The organism is Methylomonas koyamae, assembly GCF_006483455.1.
GTDB lineage: Bacteria > Pseudomonadota > Gammaproteobacteria > Methylococcales > Methylomonadaceae > Methylomonas > Methylomonas koyamae_B.
This window is the reverse complement of the sequence record NZ_PPPU01000017.1, coordinates 66,032-82,413: the sequence shown is the minus strand read 5'-3', so window position 1 is coordinate 82,413 and position 16,382 is coordinate 66,032. Positions and strand designations below refer to the sequence as shown.

The following is a 16,382-nucleotide window of genomic DNA, read 5'->3' as shown; positions in this document are numbered from 1 at the left end:
GTCTGTTCGGCGGTAATCCCCGGCAGCGGCTGTTTTGCCGCACGCCTCTCCTGATTTGTCGTTCTCAATCCAGCGTCTCGGCTAACAGACGTTCGAAATCTTCTGCCGGCAGCGGTCTGGCAAACAAATAGCCTTGGCCGTAATCGCAACCGGCGGCTGTCAGCAATTCGCGTTGATTGCTGGTCTCGATACCTTCCGAGACTACCTTGATCCCCAATTTATGGGCCATGACGATGATGGCCTCGCACAGCGCCAGATCGTCGGAGCCGGCCGCCAGATTGCGAACGAAGCTTTGGTCGATCTTGATGTAATCGATATCGAATTTTTTCAAATACGACAAGGACGAATAACCGGTGCCGAAGTCGTCCAGCGAGACCTGGATGCCGGCGTCGCGAAAGGCTAATAGTTGTTCGGCGACGCTGCCGCTGGCTTCCAGCAACAAGCCCTCGGTAATTTCGACGACGATGCTGTTGCCTGCCAGATTCAGGGCTTGCAACTGTTCCCGCCAGTCGCGGTGGCTGTCGCGCTCGTTGCGGAACTGCACCGGCGACTTATTGATGCTGATTTGAAAGCGCGAGTCGATCGAAGCCCGCCAGGCGAGAATTTGTTTGGTAGCCTGTTGAAAGGTCCAATTGCCGATTTGGCTGATGAGTCCGGTTTCCTCGGCAATCGGGATGAACTCCGACGGGCTGACGACGCCGCGTTGCGGATGACGCCAGCGAATCAAGGCTTCCGCTTTGCTGACCCGGCCGCTGGCGAGTTCCACGATAGGTTGGTAGCACAAATAGAATTGGCCCTCGGCCACGGCATGGCGCAAATCGTTGCTCAGACGCAGCCGGGATTGCGCGGCTTGCTGCATTGCCGGGATGAAAAAACAGTACTGGTTGCGACTCTGGCGTTTGGCCGCGTACATCGCTTGGTCGGCATGCTTCAGCAGCGAGTTGAGATCGCCGGCGTCGTCCGGGAAAAACGCAATGCCTATGCTGGTCGAGATGTAGGCGACTTCGTTACCCAGCTCGAAACATTCGGTCATCCGGTCCAGCAGGCCCAGCGCGATGCGCTCCACGTTACTGGGTTCGCCAACCTCGCCGAGGATGACGGTGAATTCGTCGCCCCCCAGCCGGGCGACCGTGTCGGTTTCGCGTACGCTGGCGACAATGCGCTGGGCGGCGATTTGCAGCAAACGGTCGCCCATGTCGTGCCCCAAGGTATCGTTCACTTCCTTGAACAAATCCAGGTCGATAAACAAGACTGCCAGCCGGCTGTGTTCACGCGTGGCCTTTTTGATGGCGTGGCCGAGGCGCTCGTGAAACATACGCCGATTGGGCAGTTGCGTCAGCGGGTCGAAGTTGGCCTGCTGCCAGATCAAGCCTTCGGCCTGTTTCTTTTCGGTAATATCGGAGAACAAGGCCATACGCCGGTGCACCTGGCGGTTGGCGTCGAATATGGTATTTACGGTCAAGGCTTTGGCGAAAGTCTCGCCGTTTTTGCGTTGGTCCCAGACTTCGCCGCGCCAATGGCCGTCTTTACCGATGGCTTGCCACATCGCCGCGCTGTGGCTGTCGGGGTTCAGCAAGCCGATGTGTTTGCCGACCACCTCGTCCGACTCGTAGCCGGTAATGGCGGAAAACGCCGGATTGATGGTCAGAATGCGGTCTTCGGCGTCGGCCAGCAGCATGGCCTCGCTGCTGTGTTGGTAAATTAACGCGGCTTGTTGCAAGGCTTCTTCGACCCGCTTGCGCTCGCGGATGTCGCGGACGATTGCCAAGTTGTAGCCGACGTTGCCGTATTCGAAATAATTGGCGACCACTTCCACCGGTAAAATCTCGCCTTGTTTGGTCTGGTGCAAGGTCTCCAGCGTTACCGAGCGTCGGCTTTTCAGTTCCTGCCAGTGTTCGCCCCAAACCGCTTTCGGAAACAACGGGTCGATGTCGAACACGCGCATTTGCAACAATTCGCGGTGGCTGTAACCCAGGGTTTTGCAGGACTGGTTGTTGACGTACAGAAAGTGGGCGTCTTCCGCGATCAAGTAGGCGCTGTCCTGCATCTGGTCCATGCCGAAACTGAGCTGGGCCAGACGTCGGCGCGAGTTTTTTTGCTCGGTGACGTCGCGGAAACTCCATATCCGACCGTGAATTTCGCCGTCGGCAATTTGCGGCTGGTAATAGCTCTCGACGACGCGACCGTCTTTCAGTTCCAGTTCTTGGTAATGCTGTTGTTTCGAATTGCGGTAAATGTCGTCGACCCGGCGCAGAAATTCGTCGGCTTGTTTCAACTGGCCGAAAATGTAACGCAGCGATTCCGCAGCGTCGCCGACGTTCAAGCTGTCGTCGGTTATCCGCCAAATCCGCTTGAATTGTGGATTAAATGCCGCGACCTGCCCGGCGGCATCGACAACCAGGATGGCATCGGCTGTGGAGTCGAGCGCGGCTTGCAGAACCGCAATCGATTGGATTAGCCGGCTTGTGGCCTGCTCTGATGGAGCCATATCGGCGGATGGATGCGGCGCGAAATTCCGGTGAACCTGAAACATGAACGAATTGATTAAGCCTGGCCGAACCGGCGGGTTTGGCAGGAACCAGTGGCCACATCCGCCAATGGCTTTAGCCGGCGGCGTAGTAGTGCATGGCTCCCAATAGCGGTGTGCGTGGGTTCAACGCCAGTTTGACCGGCACTTTGGATAACATGGCTTGAAACCGGCCTTTGGCGACGAAGGCCTGCAGAAACTCGCCTGACTCCAGGATCGGGCGGATTTTCGGACCGATGCCGCCGCCGATGAACACGCCGCCCGAGGCGAAGGCTTTCAGTGCCAGATTGCCGGCCTCGGCGCCGTAAAGTTCGGCGAATAGGCGCACGGTTTCCCGGCAGACCGGGTCTTCGCCGTCCACGCCCAGCCGCGAAATCAGGGCGTTGCGGTCGACGCCGGCGGCATCGGCCGCGGCCGGAACCACCGGGCAGGGTGGGGCGTAGCGGCTATCGACCAGAAAGTCGTAAATATTGCTGAAGCCGAGACCGGACAGGACCCGTTCCCAACTGACATGGGCCGGATACTTTTGCCGCAAATAGGCCAGCAAGCGATCTTGTTGCGGGTTTTGCGGTGCGAAATCGCAATGGCCGCCTTCGGTGGCAATGGGGTGGTACTTGTTACCGTCCCAATGCAGAATGGCTTCGCCGAGGCCGGTGCCGGCGGCGATCACGGCGATATTGCCGGTTTGGGCTTCGGCGTTGGGATTCAGTTCGATAAAGTCTTGCGCCTGCAAATGCAGCATGCCGATCGCCATCGCTTCCAGATCGTTGAGCAATTTGACCCGCTCGGTTCCCAGGCGTTGCTTCAACTCGGCGCCGTCCAGCAGCCAGGGCAGGTTGGTGGTCTGGCAACGCTGGTTCAGTACAGGGCCGGCGATGCCGAAACAGGCGGCTGACACCTTGCCGGAACCGTTCAGAAACAGATCCAGAATTTCGTCGAAGCTGGCGAATTCGCCGCTGGCGAAGGTTTGTTCGCGCAGGCAGTTCAACGAGCCGTCGCCCAGGGTTTCGATTAAGGCCAGAACCGTTTTGGTTCCGCCGATGTCGCCGGCTAGAATCATAATGTCCTCACACAGTGGGGGTGGCGTTGTTGAGCAGGTGGATCAAGGCGTCGAGTATCGCGTTGGCGACCGCGTGCGGCGGCAATTGGTAGAAAGCCTGCCAGGCCAGCGAGACGCATTCTTCGTAGTGGTCGCGGTATTGCGGATGCCGTTGCAACCAACTGATTCGCACCGCGTGGCCGATCAGAATATCGGTGACCAGCGTGTCGTCGATATACAGCTCCGGATTCTCCTTGACGATGGAGGCCAGCGCCCGCAACGCTTCCACACTCAACTGCCGATACACCGGCGCCTGAATCTTGTTCAGGATATGGTTGATATGCAGGCGGAAGGTTTGTTCCCCGGCGGTCATCTGCGCCAGCATCATTTCGCTATCGATACGGCGCTTGCTGTTGTATTTCTCGCCGACCATCAAGCCCTTGCAATGGTGCAGCAAAGTCCACAAACCGCTGAAAAAGGCTTCGTTTTCGCGGCCGACGCTGCCTTGCTGTTCGCGCCAGGCATACCAATCTTCGGCGCCGGCGCGGTCTTTCGGGTCCATGGCTTCCGGAAAGCGGGCCGCGGCCAGATCGCGTTGCGGGCCTTCGTAATTCAAGGTCTCGACTTGGCCGAGCTGATTCTCGCTGTTGTTGTAGTCTTCCAGCGTTTCCCGGACCAGCGTTGCGACCTGATGCGGCGGTAGCGATAGTATGTCGTTGAAGGCCTGATCCAGCGAAGAGCTGTGTAAACGCTTGTAGCGGGCGATGATCAATTGCAGGATGTGGCCGACGCGGATGGTGTGCATGTCGGCGAACAGTTCCGGCTTCAGCTTGATCAGCATGCCCAGGTAGAGAATCAATTCCTGGATGATGATTTGCTGGCTGCTGTCGCCGGGATTGAAGGTGCGGATCGTTTCCAGGATTTGCCAGGAATCGGTCGGCCGCCGCAAGGTGGCTTTACCGCTGTAGGCGCGGCCCACGGTCAGGCCGTGTTGGCGCACCAGAATCTCGGTGGCGGCCTGTTCCAGGTTGATGTCGTATTTTTCCAGCAAGCCGGCGCAGCGGCGTACCAAATACCAGGCATGGCAATCGCCGGCGCGGGCGTAGACTTCCTCCAGCAAGTCGCGCACCCGGCACGGTGTGCCTTCGCCATTGCGCAGGCCGGTGTCGAAGTCGAGGCCGTGGCGTTGGCATAACAGGCTCAACGCTTCCAACTGGGCATACAGGTTGGGGTTGGTCTGCAAAAGATCGACCAATTGCTCGTCGCCGCCGATTTCCCATTCGGTCACCAGCAGGTTATCGACAGCCTGCAGTGTGGTTGCATCGCCGCTGGGCAGGAGCTGGGCGAACGGCCGCTCGCCTTCTTCCCAACTGGCCTCGGAGAATTTGAAATCGTGCAGGTAACCGATGCGCTCGCGGGCGGCCGACGCGACTACGTCGGTCAGCAAACCGAGCGAGGCGCGTACCCCTTCCAGGGTGCCTTGGCGCAATTGCGCGATGAAGTTCAGCAGCACCTCGCGGTCCGCATTTTGCAGCATGTTGTGGCGAATGTTGATCGCCAACAACGGCGGCGCGGCGCTGTCGCAATGGTTACTTAGGTAAGTCAGCTCCATGCGCAGGCGCTGGATCAGCAGTTGGTTGTCCATCGCCAGATAGAACCCTTTCTGGTTCATGAATTGCGGCAGGAACAACAAAGGCTCGCCGGCCAGCAGATACAATTTGGAGGTGGATAGCGTGCGCAATTGCCGCAACGGGCGACCGGTTAGGCCGATCCGGTCGTTACGGCCGACTTGGTGGTAAGCCGCGGCCAATTCGCTGGCGTCGCGGACCTGAATCGGTGCGATTTCGGTCAGGGTTTGCGCCGGAATGCCCAGCGCGCGCAATTCGTCGCGCACGTCGTCGTCTTCGGCCAACAAGGCAATCTGTACGGTAGCGGCGGCGTGCAGCCGGTTGGTCTTGTAACGGCCCAGCGGGTCGATATCGTCCAGGCCGATCAAGCCGTCCTGCAACAGGCCGCCGAGGATGTACAGGCTTTGCGCCCAGACCAGTGGCACGTTCTCGTTGGCGATCCGGGTTTGGCTGTGCGGGTGGCGTTTTTCGGCGGCGATGGCGGACTCCGGCACGATGTACAACTCCGGCAACAGCCACTGGCCGTTGTGTTCCACCAGCAAATCGTCCAGTTTACGCCGGTAGTCGCCGACGCCTTCGCTGTCTCCGGCAAACAGTTTGTTCAGTAGCAGGTAGCAGAAAAACAGCGGCCATTCGCATTCGATGTCCATGAATTGCTTCAATTCGCTGGGTTCGTAATGCAGGCGCTGATGGTCCTCGATCACCGTTTGGTGGCCGTCTAGCAGAAAGCGTTTGCAGCCGTAACGGCCTTGCAGTTTCTCGACGATCAAGCGCTCGGTGCGGGCGCGCAGCTCCGGGTTGTCGACGGCGAAGGCGGGGAAACCGGTCACGCTCAAAACGGCCGAATCGACTTCCTTGGAGATCGATTCCCGCGGCAGCAGGGATTCCAGCGTGATCCGGCTGCGGGCGATATCGTCGCTGATGACATGGATCACCGCGGTCTGGCCGCCGTCCTTGCCGAATAGATTAAAGCCGGACATGGCCTCCAACGCGGCTTTGGCCATGCCGATCGAGCTGGCGTTGAGTTCGGCGATGCCGTGGTTCATTTTGTTGCCGCGCTCCCAAATGCCGTAATCCGGCGTGCGGTAGGCGCGGCTGATGTAGTGCACCAGATTCTGGACGAAGTTGACTTCGTCGGTGGTGAACACGATCCGCAGCCCGGACGCGGTCATTTGCGCCAGCATCAGTAAAAACAGCGAGGTGGCGTCCAGTTGCAGATGGCCCCATTCGCTGTCGCCGACCACGACTTCGCCGGTTTGGGTGTTGTACTTGGCGTGCAGCGCGTCCAGCGGGTCTTGGCTATGCTTGAATTTTTCGACCTTGGCCGCCTGGCGCATCATCGCAATCAGCAAACCGCGCATCAGCTTGACCACGCTCTGTTCCAGCAGATAGGTGCGCTCCTGTTGGCCTTCCAGTTTACGGTAGGCCAAAGCCAAACCCCAGGCGGCCAGGATGCTATAGACATTGTCGCGGACCCAGGCATCGGTGTAATTGCCGTGGGTATTGACCGCGGTGCTGGCCGGCAGCAGGCCGCTGATCCAGTCCTGGCGCTGCAGAATGATGTCGTTGACTTGGCGGTAGTAGCGGTCGAGCGTTTCAGATGTGCTGGTAGACGTCATGTCGTTATCCCAGGTGAAGTTAAAACGGCGGGACGCCGATCAGGCTTTTGGTAGGGTGACTCCGGTCTGGCCCTGGTATTTGCCGCCCCGGTCTTTGTACGAGGTTTCGCAGATTTCGTCGCCGCCGAAAAACAGCATTTGCGCCACGCCTTCGTTGGCGTAGATTTTGGCCGGCAGCGGGGTAGTGTTCGAGAACTCTAGTGTTACGTGACCTTCCCATTCCGGTTCCAGCGGCGTGACGTTAACGATGATGCCGCAGCGGGCGTAGGTCGATTTGCCCAGGCACACCACCAGCACGTCGCGCGGAATTCGGAAATATTCGACGGTGCGAGCCAGCGCGAACGAATTGGGCGGAATGATGCAGACGTCGGATTTAACATCAACGAAGCTGGCTTCGTCGAAATCCTTCGGGTCGACGATCGTGGAGTTGATGTTGGTGAAGATTTTGAATTCGTTGGAGCAGCGGACGTCGTAGCCGTAGCTGGAAGTGCCGTAGGAAATAATGCGGCCCTGGGCGGATTCGCGAATCTGGCCGGCCTGAAACGGCTCGATCATGCCGTGTTGCTCGGACATGCGGCGAATCCATTGGTCTGATTTAATGCTCATGTGGCTGGTTTATCGGTAAGCAGAAACAAAGCTGCAACATAACATAAAACGAAGCCGAAAAATCGCCAATTGGCTGGTCGGGAGTCGTTAGCCGATAGCGCTGATAAGGCTTATTAAAGAATTAGGAAAAACTGATTTACAAATTAGACGACCGGTCGCATAATGCGGTCCATGGCGAAAACAGCACCCAAACAAGTCAAAAAAGACAGGCTGCTCGATCAGGGCGTTAGTCTGCTATTGGAAAAAGGCTATCACGCCACCGGTCTGAAAGAGATCCTGGACACGGTACAGATTCCGAAAGGCTCGTTTTACAGCTATTTCGGCAGCAAGGAACAATTCGCCGCCGAGGCGGTACATCATTACATCGAGCCGTTTATCCTGCGCTTATCCGGCCATTTGCAAAACCCGGAAACGGATGGCCTGGCGGCCTTGAAGGCGTACTACCTGGGATTGATCGCCGAAGTGGCTCAAACCGGTTTCAAGGGCGGTTGTTTGCTGGGTAATTTGATGGGCGAGATCGGCGATACCAGTCCATTGTGCCGGGATGCCTTGCTGGATGCCGTTGGTCGTTACAGTGCCTTACAGCAATCGGCTTTGGAACGCGGCCAAAAGCAAGGTTCGGTGCGGCTGGATCGCTCGGCCAAGAGTATGGCGGATTTGATGCTGAACGGCTGGCAGGGGGCGCTGCTGCGGATGAAGGTCGAGCAGTCGGTGGAGCCTTTGCAGGCGGTTTGTCGGGATTTGTTGGATGACTATTTTAGAGCGTGAATAGATACAGTTTTCTGTAAACTGTCATGCACCATATTGCTTTTGGAGGAGTCTTTTGAAAATCCTATTTATCCTGATTCCATTATGTTTTTGTTTAGGAGGATGCTCCGAGCAGCCAGAAACAACCTCCTCAACGAAGTCAGAACGGCCTGTTGTTGAGCTTGTTGAAAAGCCAGAAGCGGTGGTAACTGTTGTTTCAGAGAACCCAGTAGGGCCTCCCCAAAAGTCGGAAGCGAGTCCTACAGAACTCGTGGTCGATAATGCGGTAGCATTGGTTTTCGAACTTCCCGAAATCAAAGCGTGGTCGGACTATATCGATCAAAAATCGCAAGGTAAGGTGCATGCGGCAATATTAACCACAGCTAAAGAGTCACAAGACATAGATGGGAAGCAATATTGGCCGGTTGATTTCTTTGAGAGTCAAGACACTCATATGCATCGTTGGGAGTCGTTTTGGGTACGAATTGATGGAAAGGAGATATTGGTAGATGATTTGGCCGACGGTCCGATTAGCTTGCAGGATTGGCGAGATCAAAAGAAGCCTTTGGAACGAATAAAATCTTAAGGAACTTAGACGTGCTGGACGCCGTAAGCGCAACTTGTAAAGAGGTAACAAATGTGGATATTTCACCCGAGCAACGAATTATGAACAACGACCCTAAACGCATCATCGACGACGCGATGCAATTGGAACCCGCAATTCGCGCCTTTATTGCTGAAACTCTATTGGAATCCCTGGATTTTGAGGAAGACTTTCCTGTCTCGGCTGAATGGCAGGAAGAAATTCAGCGCCGTTGTGCCGCAATTGATAACGGAACGGCTCGACTCGTCGATCACGAATCAGCGATAGCTCAATTGCGCGCAAGCCTTGCCTAATGCGGGTTATTTGGAATGATGAGGCATTGACCGAAGCCAATGCCGCTACCGTGTACTATCGCGAGAAGCAAGCGGAGTTGGGGCAGCGTTTTGTCGATGCTATCGAGGACGCGGCAGCAAAAATCGCTTACCAACCATTGCTGTATCGGAAATTAGCGGGTGATGTTCGCAAATGCAAACTACCTCACTTCCCTTTCGGCATTGTTTACAGCGTTCGAGAGGATGCGATATACATCATCGCTGTGATGCATATGCGACAAGAACCGGGTTATTGGAAGTATCGGGTTAAATCGTAACTCTCACGCCACAAACAAAACCTCGCTGCCCACCGGGCAGCATTTTTTAACGCCGGCAAATTAGACGACCGGTCATTTATTAGGAGGTCATCATGCCTAAATACATCATCGAACGCGATATTCCCGGCGCCGGCCAGTTGACGCATGCCGAGCTGCAAGGCATTTCGCAAAAGTCCTGCGGCGTGTTGCGCGAGATGGGGCCGCGCATTCAATGGCTGCACAGCTATATCACCGGCGACAAGGTGTATTGCATTTACATCGCCGACAGCGAGCAGGCGATCCGCGAGCACGCCGAGCAGGGCGGTTTTCCGGCCAATCGGATCGAGGAAATCAAGACCGTGATCGATCCGACCACGGCCGATTGAGCGATATCAGCTTGCGTATCGCCTATGTTGCGGCCTCAAACGGTAGGCCGGAATAAGCCGTCAGGCGTTTCCGGCAAACCTTTCGACGCAGCACAGGTAAATTTCTGCCGGAAGCGTTGACGCTTATTCCGGCCTATATCACCACAACACTTTCTCGGGGGAGAGAACACCATGAACTTTAAACTCAGCACCTTTACCGCCGCGCTGTTGCTCGGCAGCGCCAGTCTGTCGGTCAGCGCCGACGAAACCTGCGCCTCGCCGTACATGGCGAAAATCACCGGCCAGGAAGATTTCGTTTACATCTGGACTCTGGGCGCGGAAGGCGTAGGCGACGAGCAGGACAAACTGGTCACCGTCGACGTCAACCCAAAATCCAAACAATACGGCAAAGTCGTCGCCAGTCTGTCGGTAGGCGGCCGCAACGAAGCCCACCATTCCGACTTTACCGACGACCGTAAATTTCTGTGGGCCGGCGGATTGGATACCAACAAGATTTTCATCTTTGATGTCGCCACTGACCCAGCCAAACCCAAATTGACTAAAACCATCACCGACTTCGTGGCCAAAAGCGGCGGCGTGGTCGGCCCGCACAGTTTGTATGCCTTGCCGGGGCGAATGGTCATTACCGGCCTGTCCAATAATAAAGATCACGGCGGCCGCACCGCGATTGTGGAATACAGCAATGCCGGCGACTACATCGCCACCTACTGGCTGCCGACCGACGACAATCTGCAAGGTGCGATCAAATCCGGCAAATACGCCGACGGCTACAACTACGATGTAAGGGCTTTACCACGCAAGAACTTGATGCTGACCTCGTCGTTTACCGGCTGGTCGAACTACATGATGGATTTCGGCAAGATGCTGGCCGACCCCGAAGCGATGAAACGCTTCGGCAATACCGTGGTGCAATGGGATTTGCACAGCCGACAGCCGAAAAAAGTGTTCGACGTGCCGGGGGCGCCGCTGGAAATCCGTTGCGCCTGGGACGAAGCGCATAATTACTGCTTCACCAGCACCGCGCTGACTTCGAAAATCTGGCTGATTTACCAGGACGACAAAGGCGAATGGCAAGCCAAGGATGTGGCCGACATCGGCGAACCGGCCAAGGTGCCGTTGCCGGTGGATATTTCGATCTCCAGCGACGACAAGACCTTGTGGGTCAACACCTTCATGGACGGCAAAACCCGCCGCTTCGACATCAGCGACCCGTTCCACCCCAAACAAGTGTTCGAGCAAAAAATCGGCGCCCAGGTCAACATGGTGTCGTCGAGCTGGGATGGCAAGCGCCTGTATTACACCTCGTCGCTGCTGGCGAATTGGGACAAGAAAGGCGCCGACAACGAGCAGTACTTCAAGGCTTATAGTTGGGACGGCGACAAGTTGACCGAGCAGTTCTCGATCGACTTCAATAAAGAGAAACTGGGCAGGGCGCACCAGATGCGGTTCGGCGCCTACGCCTTGTACGGTAAAGCGCCGAAATAAGCGGTTGGCCCGCTGACCGCTGCCGGATTCGGCGAGCGGTCAGTGAGGGCGGAGGCTTTGCTACGGCTCCCGTGCTTAACGGGAGCCGCTACGCTTAGCCTTTAAGCTTGGCAATCAACATTTTGTTGACTTCGGCCGGATTGGCCTTGCCTTGGGTTTGCTTCATGATTTGGCCGACCAGAGCCATCAGCGCTTTTTCTTTGCCGGACAAATATTGCTCTACCGGGCCCGGATTGGCGGCGATGACGCTGTCGACGATGGCTTCGATGGCGCCGGTGTCGGTGATTTGCTTCAGGCCTTCTTTTTCGATGATTTCGTCGGCGGTTTCGCTGCCGTTCCACAGTTTGTCGAACACCTGCTTCGCGGTTTTGCCAGAAATGGTGTTGTCGGCGACCCGTTTCAGCAGGCCGGCCAAACGCTCAGCGCTGACCGGGCAATCGCCGATTTCCAGGCCGGCCTTGTTCAGTGCGCCGAGCACATCGCCGGTCAGCCAGTTGGTCGCCAATTTGGCTTCGCCGGATTCAGCCACGACTTTTTCGTAAAAGTCGGCCAGTTCGCGCGAAGAGGTCAAGGTGGCGGCGCTTTCGCCGTCCATGCCGTATTGGGCAATGAAGCGTTGTTTCTTGGCGTCGGGCAGTTCCGGCAAGGTGGCGCGAATTTCGTCTTTCAAGCTTTCTTCGATCACGACCGGCAATAAGTCCGGGTCGGGGAAATAGCGGTAGTCGTTGGCTTCTTCCTTGCTGCGCATCGAGCGGGTTTCGTCTTTGTTGGCGTCGTACAGGCGAGTTTCCTGCACCACTTTGCCGCCGCCTTCGATCAGGTCAATCTGTCGTTCGATTTCGTGATTGATGGCTTTTTCGACGAAACGGAAGGAGTTGATGTTCTTGATTTCAGCGCGGGTGCCGAATTCTTGCTGGCCTTTGGGGCGGACCGAGACGTTGGCGTCGCAGCGGAACGAGCCTTCCTGCATGTTGCCGTCGCAGATTTCCAGGTAGCGCACCAGTTCGTGCAGTTTGCGCATGTAGGCCACGGCTTCCTTGGACGAGCGCATGTCCGGCTCGGAGACGATTTCCAAAAGCGGGGTGCCGGCTCGATTCAAGTCGATGCCGGTCAAGCCGTGGAAATCTTCGTGCAAGGATTTGCCGGCGTCTTCTTCCAAATGGGCGCGGGTAATGCCGATGCGTTTGGTCTCGCCGTCGACTTCGATATCCAGATGGCCGTTGCCGACGATCGGCAGTTCGAACTGGCTGATTTGGTAACCTTTCGGCAAATCAGGATAAAAGTAGTTTTTTCGGGCGAATATAGACTGCGGGGCAATCTCGGCGTCGATGGCCAAGCCGAAGGTCACGGCTTTGCGCACCGCGTCCTGATTCAGCACCGGCAAAACACCGGGCAAACCCAAATCGACCGCGCAGGCCTGGGTATTGGGTTCGGCGCCATACGCGGTGGCGGCACCGGAAAAGATTTTGGATTTTGTAGAGAGTTGGGTGTGGATTTCCAGGCCGATGACGGCTTCCCATTGTGAGCTCATGGTGCTTTCCTTTTAAAACTTATTCGGCAAAAACGTCGTTCAGGTCGATTTGCAGGTCGGGGAATAAATACGGCGTGGCGATTTCGTCGCCGGGGTGCATGGCATGCAGCTGGTATTTTTCCTGCTCGTCGAGGACGAACTGGTACAGTGTTTGTTCGTACGGATGTACGATCCAGTATTCAGTGACGCCGCTTTCTTGATACAGCTGGTATTTCAGGCGCAACTCCCGTTGGCTGTTGCCCGGAGATAAAATTTCGATAATCCAGTCCGGGGCGCCGTCGCAGCCCTGTTCGGTCAGTTTTTCCCGGTCGCAAATCACGCACAGATCGGGTTGGACCACGCTGAAGGCTTCGCGGTCTTTAAGCAAGGACTCGCGGCGGTCGTAGAGTTTGACGTCGAAGGGTGCCACGTAGACATTGGGCTGCTTGTGTTTGAAGTAGCTGCCTAAGCTGACCGATAGATTTAGCGACACGCTCTGATGCTTCCTGCTCGGCGCCGGCGACATCGCCATAACCTTGCCCTTGATCAACTCGACGCTTTCCTCCAGCCGCCAAGTCAGATAATCGGCATAGCTGTAAGTGCCGTTCAAATCCAGTTGCGAAAGTTGCGTGATAGGCGCCATGGTGCCTCCCGGGTTATTCGAAGCCTTTGGGACTTTGCAAATGCCAATCGGTGGCTTGCTGGTAGCGGTGTCCGATGTTCAGCAATTTGGCTTCGCTGAAATAATTGCCGATCACCTGCAAACCGACCGGCAGTCCGCCGATGAAGCCGGCCGGAATCGACATCGCCGGTAAACCCGCCAGGTTGATGGCGATCGTGTAAATGTCTTCCAGATACATTTGGATCGGGTCGCTGGTTTTTGCGCCGATCTTGAAGGCGGTGCCGGGCGTGACCGGTCCCATCAGCACATCCACCTCGCTTAACGCACGCTTGAAGTCGTCGCTGATCAGGCGACGCACTTGCTGAGCCTTCAGGTAATAGGCATCGTAATAGCCTGCCGACAACGCATAGGTGCCCATCAGAATGCGGCGTTTGACTTCGGCACCGAAAGCCTCGCCGCGCGAACGGGTGTAGAGGTCGGTCAGGTCGGCCGGATTTTGGCAGCGGTAACCGAAACGGACGCCGTCGTAGCGTGACAGGTTGGACGAGCATTCGGCCGAGGCGATCACGTAATAAGCCGGAATCGCCAGCTCCAGGTTCGGCATATCCACTTCCTGCACCGTGGCGCCGAGTTTTTGGTATTCGGCAATCGCGGCCTGAATCGTTGCCGCCATTTGGCTATCGAGCTGGCTGCTGAAAAACTGTTTGGGCAGGCCGATTTTCAAGCCCTGCAGACTGTCGTTGAGGCCGGCACTGTAATTCGGAACCGGTTGGTCGACGCTGGTGGAATCTTTGCTATCGAAGCCGGCCATGGTTTGCAGCAACAGCGCAGCGTCTTCGGCGTTACGCGCCATCGGCCCGCCCTGGTCCAGACTGGAGGCGTAGGCGATCATGCCGTAACGCGATACCCGGCCGTAAGTCGGTTTCAAACCGGTGATGCCGCAAAACGCCGCCGGCTGGCGGATCGAGCCGCCGGTATCGGTGCCGGTCACCGCCGGTGCCAAGCGTGCGGCGACGGCGACTGCCGAGCCGCCGGACGAGCCGCCGGCGACGCAATCGGTGTTCCAGGGGTTACGCGCCGGGCCGTAGAAACTGGTTTCGTTGGACGAGCCCATCGCGAATTCGTCCATGTTCAACTTGCCCAGAGTCACTGCCCCGGCCTGGTTGAATTTATCGACGACGCTGGCATCGTAAGGCGCGACAAAGTTGTCGAGCATTTTCGAGCCGCAACTGGTTTTAACGCCCAGAGTGCAGAAAATGTCTTTGTGGGCGATCGGAATCCCGGTCAAATCGGTTGCATCGCCGTTAGCGAGGCGTTGATCGGCAGCGGCGGCCTGAGCTAACGCGTGTTCCTCGCTGATGGTGATGAAGGCGTTCAGCGCTGGGTGTTGTTTGATCCGTGCCAAAAAGGCGTGGGTTAGTTCCACGCAGGAAAATTGCTTGGCGCGCAGGCCGGCGGCCAGCTCGCTTAAAGTCTTGTTGTGCATGGGGTGTCCTTACTCGATGACTTTGGGAACCAGATAAAGACCGGCTTCGGTTTGCGGGGCGATGGCTTGAAAATGCTCGCGCTGGTTGGTTTCGGTGACGTGGTCGGCGCGCAGGCGCTGGGTTTGGTCCAAGGGATGCGCCATAGGCGCGATGCCGGCGGTATCGAGTTGGCCCATTTTGGTCATCAAATCCAAGATGCCGGACAGGTCTTTTGCATAGTGTTCGACGTCTTGTTCGGCAATGCCCAACCTTGCCAGGTGAGCGATTTTTTTAACGTCATTCGCCGTTAAGGACATTCTTCTAACTCCAGGTTTTCTTAGTAAAACTATGATACTTTATATCTTGCTCAAATACCCGCTTGATTGATAAAGTAGCGGGATTTTCCGTGTGCGCTTAGGGTACTGCTCAAAATGTTTAAAAGAATTCGTGGTCTGTTTTCCAACGATTTGTCAATCGATTTGGGAACGGCAAATACGCTGATTTATGTTCCGGGCCAGGGCATCGTACTCAATGAACCGTCTGTTGTTGCAATCAAGGAAGACAAAATTCGCGGCCAGAAAACCATCGCCGCGATCGGCGCCGACGCCAAAAACATGCTGGGCCGCACACCCGGCAACATCACCGCGATCCGGCCATTAAAAGACGGCGTGATCGCCGACTTTGCCGTCACCGAGCGCATGCTGCGGTTTTTTATCAAAAAAGTACACGAAAACAAATTGCTGCGTCCCAGTCCGCGCATCCTGATCTGCGTGCCCTGCGGCTCGACCCAGGTCGAACGGCGGGCGATTCGCGAGTCGGCGGCGATGGCCGGCGCCCGCGAAGTCTACCTGATCGAAGAGCCGATGTCGGCCGCGGTCGGTGCCGGCCTGCCGGTCGATGCCGCGCACGGTTCGATGGTATTGGATATCGGCGGCGGCACGTCCGAAGTTGCGGTTATCTCGTTGAACGGTATCGTTTACTCGGCTTCGGTACGAATCGGCGGCGATCGCTTCGACGAATCCATCATCAGCTATGTGCGGCGCAATTACGGCACCTTGATCGGCGAAGCCACCGCGGAAAAAATCAAACACGAAATCGGCGCCGCCTACCCCGGTAGCGAAGTGAGGGAGATGCAGGTCACCGGCCGTAATCTGGCCGAAGGCGTGCCGCGCAGTTTCTCGCTGAACAGTAACGAAATTCTGGAGGCGCTGCAGGAGCCGTTGTCCGGCATCGTCAGCGCGGTCAAGGTGGCGTTGGAACAGACTCCGCCGGAACTCGGCGCCGACGTTGCCAGCCGCGGTATTGTGTTGACCGGCGGTGGGGCTTTGTTGAAAGATATCGACCGTTTGATCTCCGAGGAAACCGGCTTGCCGGTTTATATCGCCGACGACCCTTTGACCTGCGTCGCCCGCGGTGGCGGTATGGTGCTGGAAATGCTCGACGCCAAAGGTGCTTCGGCGTTTTCCTTGGAATAATTCCGACAGCATTTCTGCCGGGGCTGGTGCGGAGGCCAAAGCCCGTCCTTCTCAATTCATACTTGTATCTGGCCCGGTATTGTTCCAAGCCGGGCTTGAC

The 16,382-nt window shown here is 56.8% G+C and carries 15 protein-coding genes; 7 read left to right on the top strand and 8 right to left on the bottom strand.

The features are described 5' to 3' along the window. Positions 1-64 precede the first annotated feature (64 nt). The 4 genes from C2U68_RS10785 to dcd all read right to left on the bottom strand — a co-directional run bounded on the left by C2U68_RS10785 (position 65) and on the right by dcd (position 7,419). Positions 65-2,488 (bottom strand): EAL domain-containing protein, encoded by a 2,424-nt coding sequence (locus tag C2U68_RS10785; protein WP_140912495.1) that lies wholly within the window; start codon positions 2,486-2,488, stop codon positions 65-67. A gap of 115 nt (positions 2,489-2,603) precedes the next feature. Beyond that, a complete protein-coding gene (gene glk, locus C2U68_RS10780; protein ID WP_140912494.1) occupies positions 2,604-3,587 on the bottom strand; it encodes a glucokinase in 984 nt (327 codons plus the stop codon). Positions 3,588-3,594: 7 nt separating this feature from the next. Then, a complete protein-coding gene (locus C2U68_RS10775) occupies positions 3,595-6,813 on the bottom strand; it encodes a glycoside hydrolase family 15 protein (RefSeq protein ID WP_140912493.1) in 3,219 nt (1,072 codons plus the stop codon). A 39-nt stretch (positions 6,814-6,852) separates the two neighbouring features. Next, positions 6,853-7,419 (bottom strand): dCTP deaminase, encoded by a 567-nt coding sequence (gene dcd / locus C2U68_RS10770; RefSeq protein WP_140912492.1) that lies wholly within the window; start codon positions 7,417-7,419, stop codon positions 6,853-6,855. A 171-nt stretch (positions 7,420-7,590) separates the two neighbouring features. On the opposite strand from dcd, the gene C2U68_RS10765 reads away from it, so the two are divergent. The 6 genes from C2U68_RS10765 to C2U68_RS10740 all read left to right on the top strand — a co-directional run bounded on the left by C2U68_RS10765 (position 7,591) and on the right by C2U68_RS10740 (position 11,209). Then, on the top strand, positions 7,591-8,187 hold the full coding sequence (locus C2U68_RS10765; RefSeq protein WP_140912491.1) for a TetR/AcrR family transcriptional regulator: 597 nt from the start codon (positions 7,591-7,593) through the stop codon (positions 8,185-8,187). A gap of 55 nt (positions 8,188-8,242) precedes the next feature. Next, complete coding sequence (locus tag C2U68_RS10760; protein WP_140912490.1) at positions 8,243-8,752, top strand: hypothetical protein; 510 nt, start codon at positions 8,243-8,245, stop codon at positions 8,750-8,752. A gap of 11 nt (positions 8,753-8,763) precedes the next feature. Next, positions 8,764-9,063, top strand: coding sequence for an addiction module protein (locus C2U68_RS10755; protein ID WP_260839307.1), 300 nt, complete (start codon positions 8,764-8,766; stop codon positions 9,061-9,063). Next, a complete protein-coding gene (locus C2U68_RS10750) occupies positions 9,063-9,359 on the top strand; it encodes a type II toxin-antitoxin system RelE/ParE family toxin (protein WP_140912489.1) in 297 nt (98 codons plus the stop codon). Before C2U68_RS10755 ends, C2U68_RS10750 begins: the two co-directional genes overlap by 1 nt. 92 nt (positions 9,360-9,451) lie before the next feature. Beyond that, positions 9,452-9,724 carry a DUF4242 domain-containing protein gene (locus C2U68_RS10745; protein ID WP_140912488.1) on the top strand — a complete coding sequence of 91 codons (273 nt, stop codon included), beginning with the start codon at positions 9,452-9,454 and terminating at the stop codon, positions 9,722-9,724. A gap of 171 nt (positions 9,725-9,895) precedes the next feature. Next, the gene (locus tag C2U68_RS10740) at positions 9,896-11,209 is read left to right on the top strand and encodes a selenium-binding protein SBP56-related protein (protein WP_140912487.1); all 1,314 of its coding nucleotides are present in this window, start codon (positions 9,896-9,898) and stop codon (positions 11,207-11,209) included. Positions 11,210-11,303: 94 nt separating this feature from the next. Here the strand turns inward: C2U68_RS10740 and gatB are convergent, their stop codons facing one another. Genes gatB through gatC form a run of 4 tightly spaced genes read right to left on the bottom strand, consistent with a single transcriptional unit; the run spans position 11,304 to position 15,124 of the window. Further along, positions 11,304-12,740, bottom strand: a complete 1,437-nt coding sequence (gene gatB, locus C2U68_RS10735; RefSeq protein ID WP_140912486.1) for an Asp-tRNA(Asn)/Glu-tRNA(Gln) amidotransferase subunit GatB — start codon at positions 12,738-12,740, stop codon at positions 11,304-11,306. 19 nt (positions 12,741-12,759) lie between these two features. Beyond that, the gene (locus C2U68_RS10730; RefSeq protein ID WP_140912485.1) at positions 12,760-13,362 is read right to left on the bottom strand and encodes a Uma2 family endonuclease; all 603 of its coding nucleotides are present in this window, start codon (positions 13,360-13,362) and stop codon (positions 12,760-12,762) included. 13 nt (positions 13,363-13,375) lie between these two features. Next, entirely contained in the window at positions 13,376-14,827 is a 1,452-nt protein-coding gene (gene gatA, locus C2U68_RS10725) for an Asp-tRNA(Asn)/Glu-tRNA(Gln) amidotransferase subunit GatA (RefSeq protein ID WP_140912484.1), read from the bottom strand. A 9-nt stretch (positions 14,828-14,836) separates the two neighbouring features. Continuing rightward, the gene (gene gatC / locus C2U68_RS10720; RefSeq protein WP_140912483.1) at positions 14,837-15,124 is read right to left on the bottom strand and encodes an Asp-tRNA(Asn)/Glu-tRNA(Gln) amidotransferase subunit GatC; all 288 of its coding nucleotides are present in this window, start codon (positions 15,122-15,124) and stop codon (positions 14,837-14,839) included. 114 nt (positions 15,125-15,238) lie between these two features. Between gatC and C2U68_RS10715 the strand changes: the two genes are divergently transcribed. Then, on the top strand, positions 15,239-16,282 hold the full coding sequence (locus C2U68_RS10715) for a rod shape-determining protein (protein WP_054760567.1): 1,044 nt from the start codon (positions 15,239-15,241) through the stop codon (positions 16,280-16,282). Positions 16,283-16,382 lie beyond the last annotated feature (100 nt).